Source organism: Nostoc sp. (assembly GCF_036916985.1).
Classification (GTDB): Bacteria; Cyanobacteriota; Cyanobacteriia; order Cyanobacteriales; family Nostocaceae; genus Nostoc.
Genome location: NZ_JBALFD010000086.1, coordinates 14,491 through 39,654, shown reverse-complemented (window position 1 = coordinate 39,654; position 25,164 = coordinate 14,491). Strand labels below are relative to the sequence as shown.

The window sequence follows — 25,164 nt, the reverse complement described above, 5'->3', positions numbered from 1 at the left end:
TTATCCAACTAAAGAATATAATATTTTCGGACATCTAAAATCTGTAACTTGATTGACTAAGACATTTTGTATAATGTCCGATAGTTGTTGAGCGTTGCCCTACTCTCAACGTTTCGGACTTTGCATTGCATTGAATTCAGTCTGTTGTATCTTCAATTTGATTAACTTACCAGAGTTTGGGAATAAAACTTTTAGTAAACGATCGATAGCTCTCAAAAAATTAGCAATTAACAAACTGAAAACTATTGATCTGAAGACAACAGACAGAACTGATATAAAGTAAAATAGAATACTTTACCAAGCTTAAGACCAATTGTAATTGAGTGAGCAAGTGCCCGTCGTCAGTCATTGGTGAGAGTTGCATACTATTATCCTGTGCCATAAGCTTGAACAGTTTTACCCTTTAGATTGATTAGACTAGGTAAATAAGAAAATACCGTCTATACCTATTTGTGAATCTGAGATCATTCTACCTGCTGGAATTTCGACAATTTTCTTAGCGATCGCTAGACCTATCGCTAGTATTTTTACAGATGTATTGTAATTACAATGTTTTTAAAATTACCAAATTTAACCTCTAAGAAAGCTTCCTGACAAAGACTCCATCAATCGAATGAATCCAAAGGTTTGGTTAAAAACCGCTTGAAATCATCGTTTATTTTCTCTTAAAGCAACTTCGACACGTTGTAATTTTTTCATTTTCGTAAGTTTTTTTTAAGTTGTATACAAAATAATACTAAATGGAACATAGCAACTCAAAGCTGAACTATCAGCCAGGAGTAGCAATTTGGCATTCGTTTTAATATTTCATACTTTTTGTGTAAGTATCCATATATCTCCAGCTAGATTTGTCCTCTATCTAAATATAAAAATTTCGAGTATTTATTATTTCTATCGGTGGATGCAGACTGGTTAAAATATCATCTATCTTTAGTTTGGGAAAATAAGAGATAGTCGTTGCAAAAGGTAATATTTTGAAAGATGCAAACAGCGCAAGAGTGAGTGTAGCGATGAATGAAATTAGTATTATTTTAATTGAAGATCACGACTTAACGCGAATGGGGCTACGAGCGGCATTACAGTCTCACAGTGCATTGAAAGTAATTGGCGAAGCGGCAAATGCAACCCAAGGATTAAAACTTTTAGAAACGGCAAAGCCAGACGTAGCGGTTGTAGATATCGGCTTGCCTGATATGGATGGAATCGAACTCACTCGTAAATTCAGACGCTACCAGGCGGAAACTGGGCAATCAAATACGAAGATTCTCATCTTGACAATGGATCATACAGAAGATGCTGTACTAGCAGCATTCGCAGCTGGTGCTGATTCTTATTATATGAAAGAAACCAGCATCAGTAAATTAACTGAGGCGATCCAAGCAACTCACGGCGGTAACTCTTGGATTGATCCGGCAATTGCCAACGTGGTATTGCGGAAGATGCGCCAAGGTATTCCTGGAGAAATTCAAGGTTCTGACAAGCCGAAAACTGTCAAAATTGAGGCACTGGCATCAGAATATGAGCAAGTTTTAGAAACATACCCCCTAACTCAACGGGAGTTGGAAATACTAGAGTTGATTGTAGGTGGGTGTAGCAATGGGCAAATTGCCGAGAAACTCTACATTACAGTTGGTACTGTAAAAACCCATGTTCGCAATATTCTAAATAAACTGTGTGCTGATGATCGTACACAAGCTGCTGTGAGGGCGTTACGTTCTGGGTTGGTAGCATAGGGAGTGCTGAGTGCTGAGTGCTGAGTTAAGAGTTAGGAATTTTATTTCCCCTCTGCCTCCAATCCCCAATCCCCAATCCCCAATCCCCAATTCTCATTCAAAATCGTTCCTGTAAACATTCTGCAATGCGTAGTGCGGCTCCTGGTTTACCCATGCGTCGCCCACCATTTTCGGCAATAATTTGCAAAATATCAGGATCTTTGAAGAGGGACTGTACGACTTTGGCAATTGCTGCTGGCTGATCAATTAAAATCAAGGATGATCCGAGAAGACGACTTTGAGCTTCAGCAAAAGCCGGGTTATATTGCGGCCCATTACCGGGAATTGCGATCGCAGGTTTCCCTAAACCGATAAACTGTTCTGTGGCTGTACCTGCCATTGCGATCGCTATATCTCCCAAATGCAAGCAATCATTATAGGCTTGTTGTGTCAAAATCAAATAAGCATTTCTTTGTTTAAATGTCAAGGCATTTGGATCGGAAATTTGGATAGGAGATGCTGATTCAGCACGCCAGCCTTGAGATTGCACACTTTGGGATAAAATATAAGAGTCTAAACCAGGAGCGATCGCACCTAAAAATACCACTGTTTTAGAAGTATAGAAGATCGAATCTCTCTCCTGGAAACTTGCCATCAATGCAGATACGGCAATCATAATTGTTTCCCAGTTAGTATATGCCTCTGGCGGGCGAGAACCAGGAAGAAGAGTTACTACAAAAGGTCTAACTATCTCTCGCTGTTGGACATCCTGATTATAAAATTGTTGGCGTGAAAACGTTGGTTCTAGACCATCCATCATGGGATTACCCAAATTTAAAGCTGGAATTGGCCATTGTTTTAATGTTTCCGTCGTCAACCCATCTCTAGGAAAAACCGCTTTACAACGGCGACGACTCATTAACCAACGTTCCCAAGGATGGTAGACTGAACCGGAAAAGTTTTCCCAACGCGCATTTTTAGATTTCCGTGGCAATAATCCAGCTTCATCCCGCACATAATATTCAGATTTCGCCGTACCGACAAAAGCATAATTAGCGCCACTGAAAGTTGCAAATAACAGCGGGACAATATCTCCTACAGCTAAAATTGCTCTTTTATTACCTAATTTTTTTTGATAACTTACCCAACGGCGGACTGCTTTAATCTGGCTGAGGGTAAGTTGCAATAAACCACCGCGTACATCCCGCGCTAATTGACGACCATCCATATAAATAAAGCCGCCAGAAGGCATCGTGCGGACTGAACCAATCAGGGGGATATCCAACTGTTGGTAAGCATGTCCTTCACCTACCAGAGGTAAAGCAAATATCTCTGGTGGGTTTGGTTGTCGTTGGAGTTCTTGCAAAATCCGAACTGCAATTACATCTTCCCCATGACCATTACTTAATACAAGTAATCGCAAAGGAGGGGAGTTAGAAGCTAGAGATGACCGAGATACATTACTCATAGAAACAAAATATCAAAATTAACTGTCTGTTTAGCTAAGAGGTATAAATAGGGAAATCGACGAAGTAGCTGGAAGTTAGTATTATCCCTATTTCTTTACTTCCCTACAACTAATACCAATTTTGGATAAGAATGTAATTGTTTGAAATTCCTCGAACAGCCTTTTGGTCAATACTTTTAATCAAAAATCTAAAATCCAAGATTAGTATAACTCCCAGTTAATTAGGTTAAATATTATGCGAGTTTCTGCTACTGCAATTTTTACTTTAGCTACTTTAGCTGCTGCCAATGTTACCCAGCAAGCAACGGCTGCACCTACTAAAACCGTTACCCCAACTGCAAAAGCTGGTAACTTGGTAGTGCCGATAATTGAAGACACTCCCGCACGAGTAGAGACAATTGCTTCCCCAGAAACTATAGTTGCACAACAATTTTCCCAAAATCCCGTCATCGTGCAAACGAGTGCAAACAAAAATTCCTCTGTAGTCTTACAGGGTAATTCACCAGTAAAACTCCCCTTCATCTCCTCATCCCCCGCTACTGAAAGAAATTTGGTAGTCACAGCTACAGATGTACAGGTAGTGGGAGGCAATCAAGAATTACAGCAAATCATTCGCAAAGTCATTAAAACCCAGATGGGTGGAGAAACCAGCCAAAGCCAGCTACAAAAAGATGTCGCAGCAATTTTAGATACAGGTTTATTTAGCAATGTCAGTGTGAATAGCTTTAGCACACCTGCTGGATTGAATGTAGTTTACCAAGTGCAACCGGTGATTGTGCGATCGCTGCAATTATCTGGTGCTAAAGTACTTACTTATCAAGTCGCCCTACAACGTTTGCAATCTCAGATTGGAACCACCATCAGTCCGGCGGGACTGCAACAATCAGTAGCACAAATTAACAAGTGGTACGCCGGCAATGGTTATAACTTGGCGCGGGTACTATCAATTAAACCCAATTCTCAAGGAATTCTCACTGTAAATGTTGCTGAAGGTTTGGTGGGTGATATCAAATTTCGCTTTGTCAACGAAGAGGGTAAAACCGTTGATAGCAAGGGTAATCCCGTCGGCGGACGCACCAAACCAGATTTTCTGCAACAGCAACTCAAGCTGAAACCTGGTCAAATCTTCCAAGAAAATGTCGTCAAGCAAGATATACAACAGCTATATCGTACTGGTTTATTTGAGAGTGTGAATGTTGCCTTAGAAGGAGATGCGACAAAACTTGATTTAGTCTACCAACTTAAAGAAACTGGAGCGCGTGGTGTTAATTTAGGTGGTAGTTACAATGCCGATCAGGGTTTAGTAGGTACAATCAGCTATCAAGATCAGAATGTCGGCGGTGTTAATGATACTTTAGGTGTGAATGTTGGTGTAAGTAGTCGAGACTTGCAGTTTAATACCAAATTTACCAGTCCTTATCGGACAACTAACCCCGATCGCTTGGGATACACTGTAAATGGTTTTCGTAGTCAAGAACTTTCGGAAACCTTTGATGACAAGATTAAGCTAGCCAACGGCGATAAAGTGCGAGAAGGTAAAATTGGCGGTGGTGTTAGCTTGCAACGACCAATTGATGACTGGAATACCTCATTAGGATTAAACTATACCCGAACTAGTATTCGCGATCGCCAAGGTAATATTACCCCAACCGATGCTCAAGGTAATCCCCTCTCTGCAAGTGGCACTGGTATTGACGACCTAACAACCGTATCCTTCACCGCCACCAAAGACAAACGAGATAATCCCCTCAATCCAACTCAAGGTTCCGTTCTGAGTCTGAGTACAGAACAATCTATACCCATCGGCGAAGGTAATATTTCCCTCAATCGCCTCAAAGCCAATTACAGCCAATATCTACCAGTGCAGTTATTTAACAGCAAACAGCCACAAGTCTTTGCAGTGAATGTCCAAGCCGGTACTGTCCTTGGGAATTTACCGCCTTATGAAAGCTTTAACTTGGGTGGTTCCAACTCAGTACGCGGTTACGATTCTGGAGAAGTTGGCAGTGGTCGCAGTTATGTATTAGCTTCGGCAGAATATCGTTTTCCCGTCTTACCAATCGTAGGCGGTGTATTATTTGCCGACTTTGCCTCAGACTTAGGCTCAGGTGATACTGTATTAGGAGATCCTGCGGGTATGCGGAACAAACCAGGTTATGGTTTTGGTTATGGGGCAGGAGTGCGATTAAATTCACCACTAGGCTTAATTCGGGCTGACTATGGCATTAATGACCAGGGAGAAAGCAAAGTACATCTAGGTATCGGTCAGCGATTTTAATTTGAGTTCAAGCATTGCTGATAAGTTATATCCAAAAATTTATGCATTATCCATAACCCTTGTAGAGACGTAGCAGTGCTACGTCTCTACATTAGCGATCGCTTCTGAAAATGAATATTATAAATTGACCAATTTATTACACAATATTTAATAATATATACATTTCAATAATCCAACAAAAAAATTATTGTCACATTTTTGTAGACATTAATTTTTTATAGTGCTAATCAGACAAAATATCAAAAAATATTATAAGTAATAGTATGGAAAAAAGTGTTATAAATGCCAGCCTTTCTACCCAAAATCTCACCTTTCGTCCAGGTGATACCCCTGTATCATTTGAGGTAACTGTCAATAATGATAGCGATCGCTTTGTCAATTTTCAGATCGAAATTACCGCAGCCGGAGAAACCCGGAACACAGGCTATCGCTGGTATCGACTCGAACCAGAGGTAGCCGCAGCCAAGCCACCCGGTAGTAGTACCATCTTCCAAGTCTTCGTATTCAATACACCCATTCCGGGATTTGTTGGTACTGTCAACCTGATGGTAAATATTTTTTCACCGCAATTAGCACAACAGTGCAGACTTGTGCTACGCCTGAAAATCGAGCGAGACAACAGACCAACGCATTTAAGTGTAGAATTGCCTGTGCGAGAGTTCCAAGTTTATCCCCGCAATTCTGTAGATATACCAGTACGGGTGCGGAACTTGGGGCAACAACCGACTGATGTCGTATTACGTTTTACAGGTATTGATTCATCTTGGCTAGCTGGCAGTGCAGAACGCCGATTATTCTTAGATCCAGGTGGTTTAGCAGAAGCTACATTCCAATGCCAACCTCCTTCTGTAGTGCAAGCACCCAGTCAAAATTACCCTTTTACCATTGAAGCTGTTAGCAATAATGGTTATCCAACTAATGCTGAAGGCAATGTTGAAGTTTTACCTGTGGGTTTTATAGACTTTACCACCACAGAAAAACACCTAAAAATTCCTAGTAAATCGGCATGGTTGCCTGACTGGAAATCTCATACAGCTTCCTTTGAATTACTATTTAAAAATGCTAGCAACCTCAATCAGCAAATTAACGTCCAGGTGCAGGGTAGAGACTGGCGAAAATGTAGTTTCAAAAAGCTTCCCGAAATTGCCAATCTCCATCTAGGAGAGACAAGTAAAGTCATCCTTGATGTTAAAACAAAACGTCCTTGGGTAGGAATCGGCAAAACTTTGTTACTGGAGGCTAAATCGGAATTATCCGACCAACGTTTAGGGAGTACAGATCCAGCCACGCAGACATTAGAAGTGGAGACTTTACCAATTATACCTTTATGGCTACAATTGGCTGCGATCGCACTTTTAGCCGTACTCTTAGCATTAATCTTTCAACCCAGAGATGTAATGCATACCCGTTCTGTAAACTCAGTGCGTTTTAGTGGCATTGGTTTATCTGTGGTCAGTGGTTCAGATGATTGCACCTTAAGACTTTGGAGAATCGGTACAGATAGCTTAGATCCTGATGATACAGTAAAATACAGTGGGCAGCCCGTTGCTTGCGATCAAGCACAACAACCTAAAGGTTTGATGGCGATTACTGATGACGCCGTAGAAGTCTTACGCTTCATGCCATTACAAAATAATCGTGCGGCTGTTGGTTTAGATAATGGTGTCATTGAACTCAGAGATGTCCCATCAGGTGCAAAGATTAGCCAACTTCAAGACCTTAAAGATTCTAAAGCAAAAGGCGATCGCGTTTTTGATTTAGCTTTCACCTCAAACTCACTTAACTTATTCAGTGGTTATGGCAGTGGTAAAGTGAGACTATGGTCAAGACCCGCGCCTAACAGCGATTTTCTGCCAGAACCGCAAGTCATTGACGTACAAAGTACATTGAAACTATCAGGTTTCCAAGTCCGGGCATTAAATCTCAGCCCAGATGCAAAAACTCTTGTAATTGCCGGAAACTTTAAACGTTTCATCTTGTGGCAGTGGAATCCAAATCAATCTGATAAACAATCCCCCACTTTATTAGTACAAAATCTAGAAAAACTAGACCCATTAGTTGGGCGTGAAGACTATATCTGGGGATTGGCTTTTGTTCCTAACTCAACCAGAAAAATCCTCGCAACATCTGATTCTGCGGGCTTCATTACAATTTGGGATTTAAATCAATGTCAAACTATCAAAAATCCAAATCCCCTCGAAAAAATAAATGAACTTAATTGTTCACCACTAGACCGTTGGTCAGCATCAAAAACATCTGTGCGGACTCTAGCATTTAGTGACGATGGTAGTCTCTTAGTAAGTGGTGGCGATGATGGACGAGTCGTACTTTGGTACTTAACCTCCGAACATAAACTCGACAAAACAAAAGCAGCAGAAGGTAAAACAATTTACCAAAGCTCTAAAAAAATCAATAGTATCGACTTGAAAACTAATCAAGGAACCATGATTGTCAGTGGTGGTGAAGATTTTCAGGTCAAACTACATCGCATAAAATAAGGAAGTCGATATATGCAAGCAAAATTCAATCCACTACAAGTTATTATCAACCCACCTGGAATTCAATTTGGAATGCCAGGAGATACTATTGAACTCTATATTGTTGTAATCAATCAGGGAGATCAAAGTGCGGTTATTGACTTATATTTTGTTTTTGACGAAGTATTTCAAAATTTAACTGGCTGGTCTACCTCTCCTAGAGAAAGTTTAGCATTAGCTCCAGGGCAAAATAGCGACGAAGTAAAATTTGAGTTTGAAATTGCTGCAAATGCTCTCCCCGGAACCTATGACTATACACTAGTCGTAGATTCACCTCTACATTATCCCCAAGATACTCCCATAACCTTCCCCAACCAAATTAAGGTTCTGCTAAAAGAACAGACAGCAATTCGGGTAAATGACCCGACATTTTCCCTTAGACCTAACACCAACCCCAACAAACCACTAATTTTCAATCCTAGTGAACCTCTGCAAGTGGAAGTAATAGTTGACAATCGCTCTTATCTCGTAGATAGGTTCCGCTTGAGTTGCCCAGATTTAGATGATGACTGGTTCACAATTAATTATCCTGCAACTGGATTTGAGGGGCCAGGGTTAGTGTCTGACGTAACTGCACTAGAACTAAACCCTGGTACTCAAGCTCAAATATTCTTGAAATTTCACCCACCTGGGGATACTCTGGCGGGAAGCTATTCTCCGACAATCCGCTTGTATTCAGAAAACTCTCCAGACTTAGTATTACTGGATTTGGTGTATATTCAGATTCCGATAAATTATCACCTAAATATAGAACTTCATACCATCTTGGGACAAGTTAGCCGTAGTCTTGGCAAATACGAATTATCACTAGCTAATCGGGGCAATATTATCCGCGAACTGATATTAAACTTAAAAAGCCGAGATGAAGAAGAACTATATACTTATAAATTTGAACCTAGTGAAGTCAGATTATTACCTAATAGAAGTGCCGTAGCTAATTTGACGGTCAAACCCAGACCTTGGTGGCGACGACCGTGGTTTGGTGCAGGGCTAGTAGTCAACTTTCAACTAGACATCAAAGACCAACAAAGTTTACCCCTACCTAACACATTGCCTCAAGGAACTTTGGTATGGAAATCCCGTCCTTTGTGGCAATTTATTTTGTTAATTTTGGTAGTTTTAGGCTTACTAGGAGGGATAGGATTCATCATTTGGCGAATTTTAAACCCCGATCCTTTAAGATTAGAAAATTTTAGTGCAAATGAATCTCAAATCACTGAAGGCGATGAAGTAGCTTTGAAGTGGGATATTCACAATTATCAACAGTTGCAAAAGTTAGTTCTCATAGCCAAAGGTTCGCAACCGATTCAGCCTATTACTTATGACTTTAGCAACGGCATTCCGGAAACACTGGGTAAGGGAAATGCTAATGAAATACCTCCTTGTCAGGTGCAAGATAAACAACAGCTAATTTGTAGCAACGTTAAAACTGGAGTGAAAACAAAAGGAAATTACACTTTTGAGTTACAAGCATTTTATCGTAATGGTATCCAATTATTTTCTCCCAAGAATCAAGTAGCTAGCCAAACAACCCAAATAGAAATAGCTGAAAAACAAATTGCCGAAGTACTTAGTTTCCAAACGGATAAACCACTGTATACAAAAGGTCAAAATATTCTTTTAAATTGGACAATTGCCCGTCCATTATTATTAGGACAAATTCAAATTGCTGGCAGTGCAGATGATGGTACATTATATAGTGAGCCAATTACTTATAAATTTAATCAAGGTAATCTTGCCGATCCGAAACTCCAAAATCTATGTACACAACAAAATCAACAACTGCGATGTATAAATATTCCTCTACTAGCATATAAAGCTGGGAAATATGCGTTTGAAATCAAAGCTTTTCCTAACAATGGAAGCCAAAAAACTAGTTTTAAAAAGACTGAATCAAAAATTGAAATATTACCGAAACCATTTAAAATTGTCTCTTTTAGAATCAACGGTAGTGAACAACCAAATCTGGTTCTCAACGAAGGTGAATCTGCTACCCTGAGTTGGAGAGTAGAGGGAGAAAATATTCAGGTTAAACTTCTACCATACGGCAATGATGTTCCAGCCGTTGGCTCTATGAAGCTTCCAGTCAATCAAGCCTTCCCCCCCCAAATTGGCCTGCTAGTCAATGATATATCTGGTAAGCAACAACCTCAACAAAGAGGATTTGCAATCACAGTGATCAAAAAAGTAGAGCCGACTCCTATACCTAGCATTAACCCAATTCCACCTACTCTGCCACCTAGTAACCCATTTAAGACTCCCTTCCCTCAGAGGTAACTTTTTGGGCGATGTGAAAAGCAGAAATATATGAAAGTTGAAGACTGCCTCCAAAGTCATCTTCTATGCAACGTCTTAATCCCAAAAATAAAGATTCTTTGTTGTGTGAATCTAATTTTATGTATGGTGAGTAAGTGTTCAGAAGTGTTAAATATTCATCGGCAGTATAGGTTACTTCTGATATAAATTGTCCAGATATCAAGTCTTTAAATTGCCCCGAATCAATAGCCATATTTCCTAATTGTCTCAAGATATATTCTTGAGTTTCTTGGTTTTCATATCGGTCAAGAGATGGGGTATGTACTTGATAGACTTGCGACAAACTTTGGTACACTTCGTAACTGGGTTGAAGTTCTTTATTCCACAATAAAATCAGATAGCCATTCTTTTTTAGGGCTTTAGCTGCTTTTGGATATCCAACTTCTGATGATATCCAATGAAAAGAACTGGCTGCTAAAACGGCATCAAACTCCAGTGGCTTAAGTTTCCACTCTTCAAAAGATGTATTCTCAATCTCTACATTAGAATACGATTGACAATTCTGTTGAGCTAACCGGAAAAAATCTGGATTGGGTTCTAAGCAGATTATAGAGCAACCCAATTTAGCGATACCTAATGTTGCAGTTCCAGGGCCACACCCCACTTCCAGAATTTTTGAGTCAGTGGAGAGTTGAGCAAGTTCCACAACTTGGTGAATCAAATCCTGAGGATAGCGCGGTCTTGCCTGATTGTAAGCTTCTGCTGCCGGAGAATACCAATGTTTGCGCTGTTCGAGGTCTGTGCTGGAGTAGTTGATTATTGTTTGTTTTAAGTCTTCCATAATCTATTTAATTCCTGCAAAGAGCATAAAACTTTGTCTATCGTCGCTTTTGCTAACTCAATTCCTGGTTTTATGAAAAGTTCTACGTCTTTGCCCATTTTCAAGCTGAGGTTTTCGCAACGGTACTACCTCAGCTTCACTACTCTCCCGTGCTACCCGAATCAGCAACCCAGCAGCTATTAAGCTGGCAATCATAGAATTACCACCATAACTAAACATAGGCAAAGGTAAACCAGTAGTTGGTAGAGAACCTGTAGCAACACCGATGTGGAGCAATGATTGTCCTACCATTAAAATCGTCACACCGATCGCAACTAATCTATGTACTATATTTTTAGCCTTCAGCGCCACAATTAATCCAAGAGTGGCAAATGTAGCTAAAAGTACCAACAGCACCATACTGCCAACAAAGCCAAACTCTTCAGCGAACACCGCAAAAATAAAATCAGTATCTTGAATTGGTAAATAAAACAGCTTTTGTTGAGAAAGCCCATATCCAGCTCCCCAAGTTTTACCAGAACCCACAGCTAGTAAACTTTGCACCAACTGGTATCCATCTCCTGTAGCATCCGCCCAAGGATTCAGGAATGACATCACCCGCTTACGCTGATACTCTTTAATACTAATACTGAGGACTGCTAACATCACTCCACCAACTGCTGTTCCTCCCAGATATTTGTAAGGTAAGCCAGCTGCGAGAGCAATTAGCCAAATAGTCATACCGCAAAGTGCCGTTGTACTCAAATTAGGCTGGGCAAGAATTCCTAAAAGTACTAGACCGAAAACACCTAACCAAGCCAAGCGAACCCGCCAACTGATTCGTTCCCACTGACCAAAAAGCCGCGCACTTTGCAGCACCAAAAAGGGTTTAATTAATTCTGAAGGTTGAATCGGAATTGGCCCGATCGCAATCCAACGCGCTGCATCAAAAGCTTTTCTTCCTAATCCTGGGATCAGTGTGACAAAAATTAACCCCAAAAACAGCAACAAAAACCAATGGGATAGTCCCAAAATTTTCTGCAACGGCGAATTAACAATAATATTGAATCCGATTAAGGAAACAAAAACCCAAAGCAGTTGACGCTTAAAGTAGTACAACCCATCATTCTGACGGGCGTCAGCGACGGGATATGATGCTGAAAACAGCATGACCAAGCCGACGAACAGCCAAATCAACGTTAACCAGCGCAACAACCGCGCTTCTAAGGCCCAGTTGGAGACTGAACTATCAAAAATTGGAATCAGGCGGCGTAGATTCACGATCGGTACAGGTAAAAAGTTAGAATTTAGGAGTTAGAAATAAAACTCATAAATCATAACTTATAACTCATAAGTAGGCTTTACAACCATAAATCTTAGAGTTGTCAACTTCAATACACCGCTAGTTCAATATTTATGACAAATTGCGATCGCTACTACGCGATATAAAAGCAATATTTTATACCTAAAGGTTAGAATTTTTATAGTTAAGAGCGATCGCTCAAAAATTGACTTAAAGTATTTATTTAATTAAACTTAATGATTTCACGTAATTGACTAATTGTTTATCCATAGATAAGGGAATTTCAATCCAGAACTCAGTTCCTTGCCCAGGTTCCGATACACATCTAAGTATTCCCCCATGTTTTTCAACTACAATCTGATAGCTAATTGATAAACCTAATCCTGTACCCTTACCTACAGGCTTAGTTGTAAAAAATGGATCAAACAGTCGTTCTTTAACTGCTTCTGTTATTCCTGAACCATTATCGGCAATTCGGATCACACAGTTTGTTTCAATGATTTCCGTAGTAATTGTAATAGTATTAGGATTAGCATGAATTTGTGCGATCGCGCGTTTACTATCATAGTTATCGAGCGCATCGATTGCATTACTAATAATATTCATGAATACTTGATTGAGTTGACCAGCGTAGCAATCAACTAAAGGCAAATCTCCATAATTTTTAACTACTTTAATCCCAGGATGATCAACACTATTCTTGAAGCGACTCTGCAAAATCAGCAAAGTACTATCTAGTCCTTGGTGAATATCAACTCTTTTCTTCTCCGCTTCATCAAGACGAGAGAAATTTCGCAGGGATAAGACAATTTCAGAGATCCGTTCGGCTCCTACTTCCATTGAATCTAGGATTTTGGGCAAATCATTTAGTAAAAAATCTAACTCAATTTCCTTAATGTATTCTTTAATTTCTGACACAGGATTGGCATAAAATTGCTGGTAAAGATACACAAGGTTTAGTAAACACTGTGTATAATCCTTTGCATACTTCAAATTTCCGTAAATAAAATTAACAGGATTGTTAATTTCGTGAGCAACTCCTGCAACTAACTGCCCCAAACTAGACATTTTCTCAGCTTGGACTAATTGGGCTTGAGTTTCTTGTAGCTCCCGGAGGGATTTTTCCAATTTTTTAGATTGAGCCTCAGCAATTTCTGCTAAATTCTCCTTGATTTGTAGCGCACTCCGTAGTTGTGCCCTTTGCTGTTTCAGTTCACTTGTTAACTTTTTGGCATCAGCCAAAGCAGTATTCTGAGCTTGTAGCAAAAACAGGAAATCAACAATAGGGTCGTGAATTGCAAAGTCTTTGAGTTTAATACCCAGAGGAGCCAGGCTAGTTGTATCTGTAATCCAGGGAGAACCTAAAAAAAATATTACATCCTCCTCTGATTGATACATCATCTGCCCCTTGAGATGCATTCCATTGTGGAGAAACTCTAATATAAACAGGGCTCGAGACTGTTTACTAATAACATCAAAATCGACCAAAATTTTTGGACGATTTATCTGGAAATGCTGCTCAATCAATTTACCAACCAATGGTTCAGGGCAAATACGCCCGAAGACATCACCAGCTTGTACAATTTCCCCATTACGGCTAAAGGCAAAGTGGAAGGGAAAAGCTTTCGCCAGTAACTCTGGTGAAAGTGTAAGGTGAGGAGGAGCCATGCTACTGCACTCAATTTGGTTTATAAATCACTAAAAATTCATCATGTTCAGCGCCCTCATCTCGACTTTGGGTTTGGGTAACATGAACTTCTGTGTCAAACCTGCTTCCCAACCCCTTGACTAATCCAAGAATCATTGGCGCTAGCCCTTCTCTATCAGAGCGATAATGTAAGCTCAGAGAATTTTCTTCCATATCAGTACATTCAAATGATGGGGGTTGGAGTTTAGGAAAACTAACTCCTACACGAGCATGAAGATTATCAAGGTTTTCTAAAAACTCAGGGAGTTCATCTCCACTCATATCCATCATTTCGCCATAGCCTTCTTGGGCTGTGTACTGAACCCAGAATTCCCCAAAGGCTTGCATAATCTCATTGGCAGATAAACCCAGAATCACACTAGCAGCTTTTACCAGCTTGTGGGTGATGTCATCGGGATAGCCTTCCATACTGAGGAAAACATCAACATCCACCTCTGCTTTGTCCTTAATTTTTTTCCAAGTTTCTTCGCCAAAGCGACTGCACACCATATCTTGAATCGCCTTGTTTACTAAACCGTACATGGAAGCCTCCTCTTGCTGCGCCTAATTTTGCTTTGTGAATTTGCCCAAGACTCGACAATTAATTTCTTAAAAGGCTTAATTTAAATGAGAAAATTTCCTGTAACCAAACCTGAAAATGTTTGATTATAGCTTTGAAAACCGAAAAAATAGGGAAAACTGTTTGTATTCTAATGCTACAAATACTCCTGATTACAACCGTATTTTCACTTATTACTTCTACCCAGATGGCTGTCAGGATTTGTAGTAAACACTTTTAGTGCTTACTACAAATTTGCTCACCTTAATCTTGACAGACTAACTACAACGATTCATCAAAAGGCAGCCATGAATCAGGATACAAGCTATATTTGGAGATTTGACGCTGAATGCCGTTAAAAAATTGGACACGGGCATCCATCGCTTCTGCAATCGCTAGTTTTACTTTGATATCCTCTTCATTCATAGTGATTCGAGGTTCAATAACTGCTGCTAGCTTCGCTGCGTGACTATCATCCACATCAATATGGACTTCAAAAAAGATTAGGGCTTCTTTGGGTAAGGGAGCAGCGCCAACAATTCCTTTGTATAGTTGTGTGTACAGCGAACTAACAATCCCTTCGGAAGCATAACAGACGGCACCGAGTGCAGCTAAATAGCCGTATTTATGTGGCATCTGCAAGTAGGTTTCAATCAGGGCGCGAGTTTCAGGTGCAGTGGGTAGTGATGCCAGAGTTTCGTCATGGATACCAAGGGCGCGGGTAAATTGACGAAACAATTCTGGGTGAGACTTAGTTACATCTCCCTGTCCCATTTCGTCAAACAGGTTTTCCAAGATGACTAACTGACTACTTTCATCTTGGCAGCAAGACAAAATGCTAGCCAAGATCCGATTAAATTCCTTAGAGAATTTGTACATCTGAACAGCTAGTACCTGTATGTCTGGTAAAAATAAATTTCCAGTCCGACAGCGAGTTAAGAACTCATGATTCCATAGAGGATGATTAATCGCTATTTCATGAAAGGAATTTCTAACTAAAGAAGATGTCTGTGTCATCGTGATATTTGTAGGGCTAGATGGAGGGGTTGGTCAAGTAAGGGGCTAAAAAATGATTCATCTATTGCGATATGTTCTGGAGTCACACGCAATTCCTGTAAGATTGGCATCGTATTGAAGCCAGCCGTTTTCAGAGCATTAAAGTAATCCTCAAGAGTTTTGTGAATCAATTGCACATTTAGCCAAGAACCATCTCGTTTCCAAATACGACCAGGAAACTGTTGATCTCGCTTGCTGAAGTAGCCTGAACCCTCAACTTGAAAATAAAACGGATATGCTGCCTCCCGCATATATGGAAAAGATGGATGGGGAACGCTAAATACAAATCGACCGCCCGGACGAAGAATGCGTGCAACTTCTGCCATGCATTCTTGGGTCTGAGCAATTGTCAAATAGTTAAACAGAAACACTGCAACCACTAAATCAATTTCGCCATCATCAAACTGCTTGAGATTGGTAGCACATCCTACTTGGTAGCTAATACCCAACGAATCTTCTATTTCTTGCGATTTTGCTGCTGCAATCATGCTTTCGGAAAGGTCTATTCCATGTACCCATGCAGCACCACGTCGGCTTAATTCTCTACTGCAATAACCTTCACCACAACCGATATCAAGTACTCGCAACCCAGCAACAGGCTCACAAAGCCCTAATACAAAAGGGCGTGCCGTAAAGTCTGATAAGGAAGTAGGTTCTCCTCTAATCCATTCTGATGCTGTGCGATTATATAAGTTTTTAGTTGAGTTTTTGTGATTCAAATTTGACATTTTTAAGTGTTCATTTATACTTAATTTATACTTGTCTTAATCAATTTAGTCGCGAAAAGACTGAAATAGTGGATGTATATTGTTTTAACAATTAATATGTTTTGCTGAGAATGTTGATTTTACCGATTTTAGTTTGCTTGTTACTTTTAGGTTGAAAAACTATCCTTTTTAAAGGGTAAAATACCATTAATATTATTATCTTGTTAGTTTCTTTAAATATGAAACAGCTAAATTATATTTAACTTCATGAACTTACGTTTTTACTTAGTTAACAGCAACTTTATATATATATGGTTTGGCTTTTCAGTTCCAACTTCATCAGTGCTTTACTAAAAAATTTAAAATTAGCTATTTTAATCAAGATAGGTAAGAGAAATAAAACAGTATATTTTACGAAGTATAAAAAGAATAAACTTGTTAATTTGTAATAGCCAAGATTCGTTTTGAAAACGAAATGGCTTTGGATGCATGAATTATTTAGCCAATTTAGAATAACGTTGGAAGAAATGATGTTAGAAGAACTGTTAGCAGAATCACCAGTACGCGATCGCTTACAATATGAACGTGCGATCGCATTTTCGGAGCTAGGCGATCGCCTTTTTGATGAGCTTGCTGATAAAATTGCTACAAAGCGACAGTACCGACTACTGTTTGAACACACATTAAAGCCTGAGTTATTCCAACAAATCCGAATTGCTGCTGCGGGTTACATTTCAGCATGTCTGAATAGTCCCATCATTCTTTCGGAAGCTGAAATGCTAGAACAGCTATTAGAAGCAAGAAGTACTTTGCCGAACTACACCGGCACTGGTCTTTTGATGCCCAAGCGAGAACACATTTTGGCATTTAACCTCTTTCAAAAAAGCGTCGCAGAGGCTTTCTACCAACTAGGAGCAAATGACCTGATTGATGCAGTGGATTTACCAGTCAATCTCCGTATGGTCTACGGCAAGACTGACGCCAAGAAGTTGGGTTTGCCCTTCGCTAGCTCAAAATGTCACAGTGATGTCTGGGCAGGTGTTGCTGCTGATGCAACTGTAGTGGTTCTGCCACTATTTGGTGACATCGATAATATCACCATCGAAGCAGGTGAAATGCCCCGCGAAATGGAACTACCGTCTATGCACGTGATGTCAGACTTCGCTGAAGGTCGGGATATTCCAATGGTTGTCTCCTACACAGAAGCACAACTACAACACGGCACAATGTACTTTAATGATGCCCGTGGATTGCATCAAACAGTAAGAAGGAAAACTGAAGGTCTAAGAATTTCGGTAGATTTCCGGTTTCGGAGGAAATTCAATGAAGCTTACCGGGCAATGGTAGCACCTAATATTGGTGGTATTGAAGAAGACATGAGTGTGCCTTACGAAGACTGGCTGAAAGTTGGGAAAGAAACGCTAATTGTGTTTGATGAAACTGTTGAACAAGCTAAGAATAAACAGAATCCTAACGCTCCAGTTCCCCTATATACTCGTGGGTATCGCCTTTTAAATATGTTTAACTTTTGATTTGCAAAAATCCAAACCATAAAAAAGAGGTCTTTCTCGACCTCTTACCAATTCCCTAAAATAATATTCTATTTACAGAATTACGATAAGCCAGTATTAGCACCTTGCTTACCAGTTGCTAGTTCCACTTTGATGATTGTGCCACCTGCTTTTTGAATACGTTGTTGTTCGCGGAACCAGTTTTCATAAGGAACTAGCTTAGTAAAGTAAGTATTTTGTAGTTCGCGTTGGGTACGAATTCGGGTTTGGCTGGGAACTAGAGCAGTAATTTTAAAGAAACGGGCCATGTTTTGAAAATCTCCTGTATATTTTGTGAAAACTTTTTTTATCTCAAAATCTTGAGTGCAAATCTTTTAATCATTCCAAGGCTGGAAATCAAACATCAATACTAGACCACCAACACTCATCACTGATAATTTACCAAGATAAGCAATCTAACGTTCTAGCACTCACGGTTGATTTCCAGACCTTAATAAAGCCGCACCTAAATTCTTAAGCGCAAACTAGCTCTTAGCTTAAGCCAGAAGAGATATAGTCTAAGTAAACACCGACTTCCTTACCAGCGTCAGAACCTACTAAGCTGGCAGCTACTTCCTTGATTGCTTGGATAGCTTGCACGGTAGCACCAACAGGAACGCCCAAGGAGTTGTAGGTTTCCTTCAAGCCATTTAACACACGCTCATCGAGGATGGAAGGATCTCCAGCCAACAAAGCGTAGGTAGCGTAGCGGAGGTAATAGTCCAAATCACGAATGCAGGCAGCATAGCGGCGGGTGGTGTACATGTTGCCGCCGGGACGAGTGATGTCAGAGTATAGCAAAGATTTTGCTACAGCTTCTTTAACGATCGCAGCAGCGTTAGCGCTGATGGTGCTAGCAGCACGTACCCGCAGTTCGCCAGTGGAGAAGTAAACTTTCAGCTTCTCTAAAGCAGCGTTGTCTAAGTATTTACCTTGAACGTCTGCGGAGTTAATGACAGCGGTAATTGCGTCTTGAGCCATGTTGTTAATTCCTTATTTCCAACCGTATTGCAATACTTCTGTTTAAGTAGGTAAACAGCTTCAACTTATCCTAGAAGAGCGCCAACTAGGTAGTCGAAGTAGCCACCAGCTTCACTAGCGTCATCACCAGAGAGCAATGTAGAAGCTCCATTCTTCAGCCCACGGATACCTTCAGCAACACCATCGATAGGAGTTCCCAAGGACTTGTACAGTTCACGGGCACCGATAACACCAATTTCTTCGATGGGGGTAACATCACCAGCAACAATACCGTAGGTAATGAGGCGGAGGTAATAATCTAGGTCACGCAGACAGGTAGCAGTCAATTCTTGACCGTAAGCGTTACCACCAGGAGACACAACATCAGGACGCTTTTGGAACAGTTGATCGCCAGCTTGCTTAACAAGACGTTCGCGATTTTCTGTCAAAATTTGAGCAATCCGCACACGGCGCTCACCACTTGCAACAAAGGACTTGATCCGATCTAACTCACCAGGGCTGAGGTAGCGGGCTTCTGCATCAGCATTCACGATAGCTTTCGTGACAATACTCATTAATGGATTCCTCCAGTACGAATGAAACCAGGATTTGATTAAACTGGTGCGACTTTAGATTTGGTTTACTGAGTTTATTCTCGTTCTTTTAGACACAACCGTTTTACAACTGCTACGGCTAATAAATTACGAGTTTGCTTGAGTCAACATCAGTCAACTAGCTTTTAAACTCAGTTACCTTCCGCAAAACATTTTCCGGCATTCTGTTGAGCATTTATGACTGCTCTTAATACTTTGTAATATTGCTTTTCAGAATTTACTCTTTTAGCAGCAATCTGAGAGCAGTGTTACGAAAGGTAACGAAGGGGACAGGGGACAGGGGATTGGGGACTGGGGACTGGGGATTGGGGATGGGAAATAATCTATTCCCTATTCCCTACTCCCTAATCCCTATTCCCTATTCAACCCCTACACTGCCAAGGTAGTTACCTGCTGGCAGAGATGGGAAGCGGTTGTAAGGCACAACATCTTCACCGAAGTAGCGGCTATATTCTGGACTTTCGACTATGGCTTCTACAGCAGCGGACAAACCACTATCGGTTAGCAGCTTGTTGTACTGGCGAATTTCTTCCTGAGTTGCGGGTGTACGCCCCAACAGATGACGGAAGAGGAACTCAATGACCTTGGCATCAGGATAAGGTGACAAGAAGCGCTGGCGATAGATTTGGGAACTAGCTAGTTCACGCACAAACTCGCGGACGGAAATTTCACCATTCTGGAGTTTGCTATCTAAGTCAGTACGGCGGAAATTATCAGGCACTTCACCGCTAAATACATCCAACACTTGCCGATAAATGGCGTTGATTGCCTGTTGTTTTTCGGTTTGGTTGGTGTTTTCGGTTAGACGGTAAATGCGTGCATGTTTACGCACACCTTGTTCCACTGATTGTCCGCTAGCATCGTTGTAGGAACGACCCAGTTCTGCAAAGGATGGCTTACCATTTGCTTGTGCTGCGATATCTGCGATCGCTTGTAGCACAAGCGGTGTATCGTTACTAGCTCCGACACGGGCTTGTACTGGCTTAAAGCTTGGTACAACCACGTCATCGTTTTGCTTGGTAAGCTGGTTGTACAACTTCTCTGTATTGGGGAAGTTTGCCGCAGGTAAGGTGGGGAAGCGACGGTAAGGCACTGTATCTTCACCAAACACCTGGTTATATTCCACACTATCTACCAAAGCACCAATAAAGGCACGAATACCTTGAGTAGCCAAAATCTGGTTATACTTGCGGATTTCTGCTTGGTCTAGTGGCGCACGTCCCAAGAAGTGTTTGGTTCCCAACTCAATCACTTTGGTGTTGGGGTAAGGTGTGTAGAACTCTTTCAGGTAGAGGTTAGAGTAACCCAAACCTTCAATAAATTCCTTCACACTAATTTCGCCATTCCCCAGCTTGCTTTCCCACTTTGTAAATTCGTTTTTAGCGATGTAGGGTGCAATATCCCGCTCAAAAATCTGACGGTACGCAGCGCTAATCAAAGTTTTGACTGCAACTTTGTCACTGGTATTGGCCACAAGCTTGAAGATTTTGGTTTGTTCCCGTTGCTTGCTGACACCTTGGTTAATACGGAACTGAATATCTGGTTCTGACCGATTTTCTGTTACAGTACCCAGTGTCACAAAGCTCGGTGTTACTTCCTTCTGGACTTTTGCGGCAATATCATCACGAATGCTACCAACACGCAATTGTCGCCCTGCCACACCACCAGGAGTTAGATACCGTTCATAAGGAATTGTATCTTCACCAAAGGCTTCGCTGTATTCTACGCTGTTAATAATGGCATCAACTACTGCGTAAAAGCCCTGTTTTGCAGCAATATCAAAGTATTTGTTGATTTCTTGACGGCCATAAGTCGGACGACCCAACAAGCGGCGGTGAATATACTCGATCGCTTTACAAACATACAGCGATGACCAGTACAGATTGCGGAACACATCAGACTTAGCCAAACCACGGATAAACTCTCGCACCGAGATGTCGCCGTTTTCCAGCTTTATTTCCAATACCTTCGGTCGCTGACCTTCGTAAAGATCGCGACCGAAAACTTGCAGGTAAGCAGCTTTAATCAATGCTTGCGTGGAGCTTTCGGAGAATCTGACGCTAGAATTTTTGGCAGCCTTTTTACCTCTAGTACCAGGCAGTTGATCTAACTTGAACACCTTGGGTCCAAGAGTACCAGGAGCTTCACCCCGCGCCCTGGGATTACTATTTTGGTTATTAATCCCTGCCCCTTGGTGAATTAGGATGCGTTTGGTATCCTTGCCAAAAGGAGCCGGATTGGTGCTGGGGTTGCGAGTTTCTTTCGGGAAAATCGCCCCAAACTGAATTTCCAAGGGGTCATTACCAGAACCGTAGGGATGTTGATCTGGTAACGGTTGCTCGTAAGCCGCAAATGTGGTAATGAACTGAGGTATCTTGCGGAAAGGCGCACTGTAGTTAAACAAGTCTTGCTGCGGTCCCCAGTTGCGACATTCTTGTGCTTCTTGACCCAGACCCCGCAGGTAGGGTACTGTTTCTTCACCAAAATAGTCGCTGTATTCAGCAGAATCTACTAAGGCATCTACTAAAGCCGGTAGACCACCCTTAGAAATAATCGAGAAGTATTTTTGTACTTCTTCTCGGCTACTTGGTCCCCGTCCTAGAATGTGACGGAAAGCTAGTTCGATGACTCGGCTGTTAATAAAAGGCTGGTAAAACTGTTTTTGGTAAAGGGGAGATTTAGCTAAACGACGGACAAACTCTTTCACAGAGATGTCGCCATTCTTCACTTTGGATTCCAGGTCAGAGATGGATAAGCTATAAGCACGGGTAATGTCGCGCTCAAAGATTTGCCGATATGCGGCCTTGATTACTTCATTTTTTTCGGTGGCTGATAACCCAGTCTTCAAGACAAACTTGGGACGACGTTCTGCGGCATTAAAGTAAATTTGCGGCAGTTGTAACCCTTGTTGGTCGCCAGAGGGGCGTTGGCGCACTTTATTTGAAGGTGTGGCTGCTTTGAATTCTGTTAACAAAACATCCATGTACTGAGACACAATTTCTGTAGCCTCAGCATCGTTGCGGAAAAACGAAAGTGACCCAGCTTTGATTTCTTGCAAAGCTACTAGCGTTGCTTCACCAGAGCAGGCATTTTCAATGATTTCCCGCAAACCCCTTGTATTCACCGCTATGATGTTGGGATCGCCAGCAACGATCGCATAAGTAGCGTAGCGCAAGAACCAGGATAAATCCCGCAAGCTCTTGGCCATATTGCTTGGGCCATAACGAGCAATGTTAATTGGTCTGAAACCTGCGGGTGTCGGGCCGCTGGGGGATGAGTTGAAGATTGAGCGTAAATTTTCTAGGAACCCACCACGACTTTCAACGTAGGTTACGGTTCCTAGTCTGAGGTCTTCTCTAACGTCTTTACCACCACCAACAGTTACTAGTTCTGCTTCTCTGGGCTTTTCTAAAAAAGCCATTGGCGAACCACCGACAAAAATCCGGTTGGCAGCCCGAGACACAATAATCTCGGCATTATCTGTTAGCGTCTGGGAAATTTCTAGACGCTTTGCACCAGATGCAAAATAGCTTGCCAGTTCATTTAATTCACCATTTCCCAAGAAGCGGTCTTGCTGCTCTGCTTGGGTAATTGTGGCTACAGTTAGGGTTTGATATAGTTGCGGACGCGCAACCGAGCTTCCACCACTCGCCTTAACACTCATCGGATTTGTAAAACTCCCATCATAAGCGTTTATATGTTAAGTCTGGATTGTTTTGAGGCTTGACACATCGGTGTATCTATGCTTTATGAGCTTGAGAGTATTGCCTACAAAACTGCCAGTAAATTAACCCAGTTAGCTTTTAGATTAGAACGTTTTGCGTTCTCAAGGCGGATTTATTAAGAAGTATGTAGAACATGTATCTTAAATGTCTCCAGTCTTAAAAGTGTATACTCCAGTTTGTCTGAGATTAAGTCTAAGTTTTGTAACTAAGTAGATGTTGGGAACTATGTGCCGATTGATTTTTTATTTAAACGCAAAGTGGTGCAGAGGTAAGCACAGAGGCACGCAGAGAATTCGCTACGAATTAATAAAATTTTGTACTTAGTCACTGGACAGTGGTTATTAGTCGATGTTAAGTTGTTTTTGCTACTAAATAAATCATATTTGCAACTGATACCGCACGGGAAGCAATTCTTAATTGGTGGTAGTTTAATCTGCAAATAGTCAGTATTTATATATAGGGGAAATACTATGCACAAAAGTTTTAAATTTAACTATTTATTTAATGTTACTTTGTCTGCGATCGCAGTTATTTTAGCTGTCGCTCCGGCAAATGCGCTTCCAGAGCAAAATATCAGCACAGTTGTGAAATGGGCAAAAACCAGACCTCAGCTACCAACTCTGAGATACAACAGCGAAGCTCACGGTTATGAGGGTACAAAGGGAAATTTATACTTTTATGCTGATGTCACTTCTCAAAATGGGACAGTGAATAAAGAAGGCATAACCGTTAGTGCTGATAAACGTCTTAAATTCACCACAAAAAATGCCAACGCAGTGAAATTGTTACAAAATATTTATAATTTTAATATTGGCAATGATTTCCAGAAGTCTCGGTATGTCACCAAAGTTGGACGTGACCAATTTTATCGCGGACAAAAGTTTGCTTACATCGCGGCTGAAGTACAAGGTGGGTCATCATTGCAGATAATTTCCTTGAGTAAGTTGCAAGAGTTTATAGATAATGCAAAATATTGCCAAACCAATCAGTGCGACGTTTAATTAATTCGTAATTCGTAATTTTTGAGTTTGATTAAGCCTGTAGGGTGTAATTTACATACGCATTATCAGTAAAGAAAGGCACGCAATCACTAACGTTGTAAGCGGCGGACAGTTCAACATCTGACTCAAAACCTTTTTCAATCAACTCTTTACCCGAACTGCATTTTTTCAAGTACTCTAGTAAATCCTTCTGGAAAGCCTGAAATGTTGTCACAGCAACTTCGGCTTCTGGTGATAAACTGCCATCTAAATAACTGAGAATTGCCCCAGCACCAATTAAATCCTCAAATGCAGGACGTAGACTACCGTCTTCTTTCCACCTCTCACCGGCAGGAATCACAGCGACTTTATCACCATACTTTTGAGCAAACTGCGCTACAGCTTGGCAATTTCGCAAGCAGCCAGCCAAAGTTGGTGTATTCCCTGTATGTAAAGTCAGAAAAGAGCCATTAGGTGATGGTAAAACTAGTCTAGTTCCAGCAGGAATCTGAAGCACCGATTTTGGCGAGAGAGAATATCCACTTATAGTCCAACGTTGTCTATGACTTGCCAACTCTGCTCGGACTGATTTGGCATAATCTATGACAGATTCATCTCTGATTGCGTAGGGAAAAATTATCGCGCCGTTGTTGGTGGCAATTTCCACGCAGGTAGAAAAAGAGAGAACGTCAACTATCACAACTACATCACTGATGGGCGCGAGTTGAGCAACTCCTTGTAAACCCCACTCACAGCGTAAATCAAACTCTGATTGGTTGTAAATCATTGGTGCGATCGCTACAGTTCCAAAGACAATAGGGTAACGCACTAAATCCTGAAAAATATTGCTGTACTTTCCGCTAACGCACCTAAAAATACTTTGAGGAATAAATTCCTTACTACGCAATAATGTCAGCAGTTATAATTAAAATAACGATTAAATGGGAAAAAT

The 25,164-nt window shown here is 41.1% G+C and carries 17 protein-coding genes and 1 pseudogene; 6 read left to right on the top strand and 12 right to left on the bottom strand.

The genetic code is table 11. The features are described 5' to 3' along the window. The first annotated feature begins 1,010 nt into the window (after positions 1-1,010). On the top strand, positions 1,011-1,733 hold the full coding sequence (locus V7L07_RS28195) for a response regulator transcription factor (protein ID WP_179064032.1): 723 nt from the start codon (positions 1,011-1,013) through the stop codon (positions 1,731-1,733). 97 nt (positions 1,734-1,830) lie between these two features. On the opposite strand, the gene V7L07_RS28190 is transcribed toward V7L07_RS28195, so the two are convergent. After that, entirely contained in the window at positions 1,831-3,180 is a 1,350-nt protein-coding gene (locus tag V7L07_RS28190; RefSeq protein ID WP_335062378.1) for a lipid-A-disaccharide synthase-related protein, read from the bottom strand. Positions 3,181-3,415: 235 nt separating this feature from the next. Between V7L07_RS28190 and V7L07_RS28185 the strand changes: the two genes are divergently transcribed. The 3 genes from V7L07_RS28185 to V7L07_RS28175 all read left to right on the top strand — a co-directional run bounded on the left by V7L07_RS28185 (position 3,416) and on the right by V7L07_RS28175 (position 10,272). Then, a complete protein-coding gene (locus V7L07_RS28185) occupies positions 3,416-5,458 on the top strand; it encodes an outer membrane protein assembly factor (RefSeq protein WP_335062376.1) in 2,043 nt (680 codons plus the stop codon). 263 nt (positions 5,459-5,721) lie between these two features. Continuing rightward, the gene (locus V7L07_RS28180; RefSeq protein WP_335062375.1) at positions 5,722-7,956 is read left to right on the top strand and encodes a hypothetical protein; all 2,235 of its coding nucleotides are present in this window, start codon (positions 5,722-5,724) and stop codon (positions 7,954-7,956) included. Positions 7,957-7,968: 12 nt separating this feature from the next. Further along, a complete protein-coding gene (locus V7L07_RS28175; RefSeq protein ID WP_335062373.1) occupies positions 7,969-10,272 on the top strand; it encodes a COG1470 family protein in 2,304 nt (767 codons plus the stop codon). On the opposite strand, the gene V7L07_RS28170 is transcribed toward V7L07_RS28175, so the two are convergent. The 6 genes from V7L07_RS28170 to V7L07_RS28145 all read right to left on the bottom strand — a co-directional run bounded on the left by V7L07_RS28170 (position 10,247) and on the right by V7L07_RS28145 (position 16,404). Next, on the bottom strand, positions 10,247-11,092 hold the full coding sequence (locus V7L07_RS28170) for a class I SAM-dependent methyltransferase (RefSeq protein ID WP_335062372.1): 846 nt from the start codon (positions 11,090-11,092) through the stop codon (positions 10,247-10,249). The two genes, V7L07_RS28175 and V7L07_RS28170, sit on opposite strands and share 26 nt — an antisense overlap. Before the next feature lie 57 nt (positions 11,093-11,149). Further along, on the bottom strand, positions 11,150-12,352 hold the full coding sequence (locus V7L07_RS28165; protein ID WP_335062370.1) for an FtsW/RodA/SpoVE family cell cycle protein: 1,203 nt from the start codon (positions 12,350-12,352) through the stop codon (positions 11,150-11,152). 241 nt (positions 12,353-12,593) lie between these two features. Continuing rightward, positions 12,594-14,042, bottom strand: a complete 1,449-nt coding sequence (locus V7L07_RS28160) for a sensor histidine kinase (RefSeq protein ID WP_335062368.1) — start codon at positions 14,040-14,042, stop codon at positions 12,594-12,596. A 10-nt stretch (positions 14,043-14,052) separates the two neighbouring features. Further along, positions 14,053-14,604: a heme NO-binding domain-containing protein gene (locus V7L07_RS28155; protein WP_335062366.1), complete on the bottom strand. Its 552-nt coding sequence runs from the start codon at positions 14,602-14,604 to the stop codon at positions 14,053-14,055. Between the two features lie 298 nt (positions 14,605-14,902). Beyond that, the gene (locus tag V7L07_RS28150; RefSeq protein ID WP_335062365.1) at positions 14,903-15,637 is read right to left on the bottom strand and encodes a TenA family transcriptional regulator; all 735 of its coding nucleotides are present in this window, start codon (positions 15,635-15,637) and stop codon (positions 14,903-14,905) included. Further along, positions 15,634-16,404 (bottom strand): class I SAM-dependent methyltransferase, encoded by a 771-nt coding sequence (locus tag V7L07_RS28145; protein WP_335062363.1) that lies wholly within the window; start codon positions 16,402-16,404, stop codon positions 15,634-15,636. The genes V7L07_RS28150 and V7L07_RS28145 overlap by 4 nt, the downstream gene beginning before the upstream one ends. A 506-nt stretch (positions 16,405-16,910) precedes the next feature. Here V7L07_RS28145 and V7L07_RS28140 point away from each other — a divergent pair. After that, complete coding sequence (locus V7L07_RS28140) at positions 16,911-17,915, top strand: hypothetical protein (protein ID WP_335062361.1); 1,005 nt, start codon at positions 16,911-16,913, stop codon at positions 17,913-17,915. Positions 17,916-17,995: 80 nt separating this feature from the next. Here the strand turns inward: V7L07_RS28140 and V7L07_RS28135 are convergent, their stop codons facing one another. The 4 genes and pseudogenes from V7L07_RS28135 to V7L07_RS28120 all read right to left on the bottom strand — a co-directional run. Further along, the gene (locus V7L07_RS28135; RefSeq protein ID WP_179064020.1) at positions 17,996-18,202 is read right to left on the bottom strand and encodes a phycobilisome linker polypeptide; all 207 of its coding nucleotides are present in this window, start codon (positions 18,200-18,202) and stop codon (positions 17,996-17,998) included. A gap of 223 nt (positions 18,203-18,425) precedes the next feature. Next, positions 18,426-18,914 (bottom strand): allophycocyanin subunit beta, encoded by a 489-nt coding sequence (apcB, locus tag V7L07_RS28130; protein WP_179064019.1) that lies wholly within the window; start codon positions 18,912-18,914, stop codon positions 18,426-18,428. A gap of 65 nt (positions 18,915-18,979) precedes the next feature. After that, the gene (gene apcA / locus V7L07_RS28125) at positions 18,980-19,468 is read right to left on the bottom strand and encodes an allophycocyanin subunit alpha (RefSeq protein ID WP_292849765.1); all 489 of its coding nucleotides are present in this window, start codon (positions 19,466-19,468) and stop codon (positions 18,980-18,982) included. Between the two features lie 409 nt (positions 19,469-19,877). Continuing rightward, positions 19,878-23,171 (bottom strand): annotated as a pseudogene (locus tag V7L07_RS28120) (phycobilisome rod-core linker polypeptide); the annotation flags it as partial. Between the two features lie 531 nt (positions 23,172-23,702). On the opposite strand from V7L07_RS28120, the gene V7L07_RS28115 reads away from it, so the two are divergent. Beyond that, the gene (locus tag V7L07_RS28115; protein WP_335062359.1) at positions 23,703-24,233 is read left to right on the top strand and encodes a hypothetical protein; all 531 of its coding nucleotides are present in this window, start codon (positions 23,703-23,705) and stop codon (positions 24,231-24,233) included. Between the two features lie 31 nt (positions 24,234-24,264). Here V7L07_RS28115 and V7L07_RS28110 read toward each other — a convergent pair whose 3' ends face one another. Next, the gene (locus V7L07_RS28110; RefSeq protein ID WP_335062357.1) at positions 24,265-25,041 is read right to left on the bottom strand and encodes a 2-phosphosulfolactate phosphatase; all 777 of its coding nucleotides are present in this window, start codon (positions 25,039-25,041) and stop codon (positions 24,265-24,267) included. Positions 25,042-25,164 lie beyond the last annotated feature (123 nt).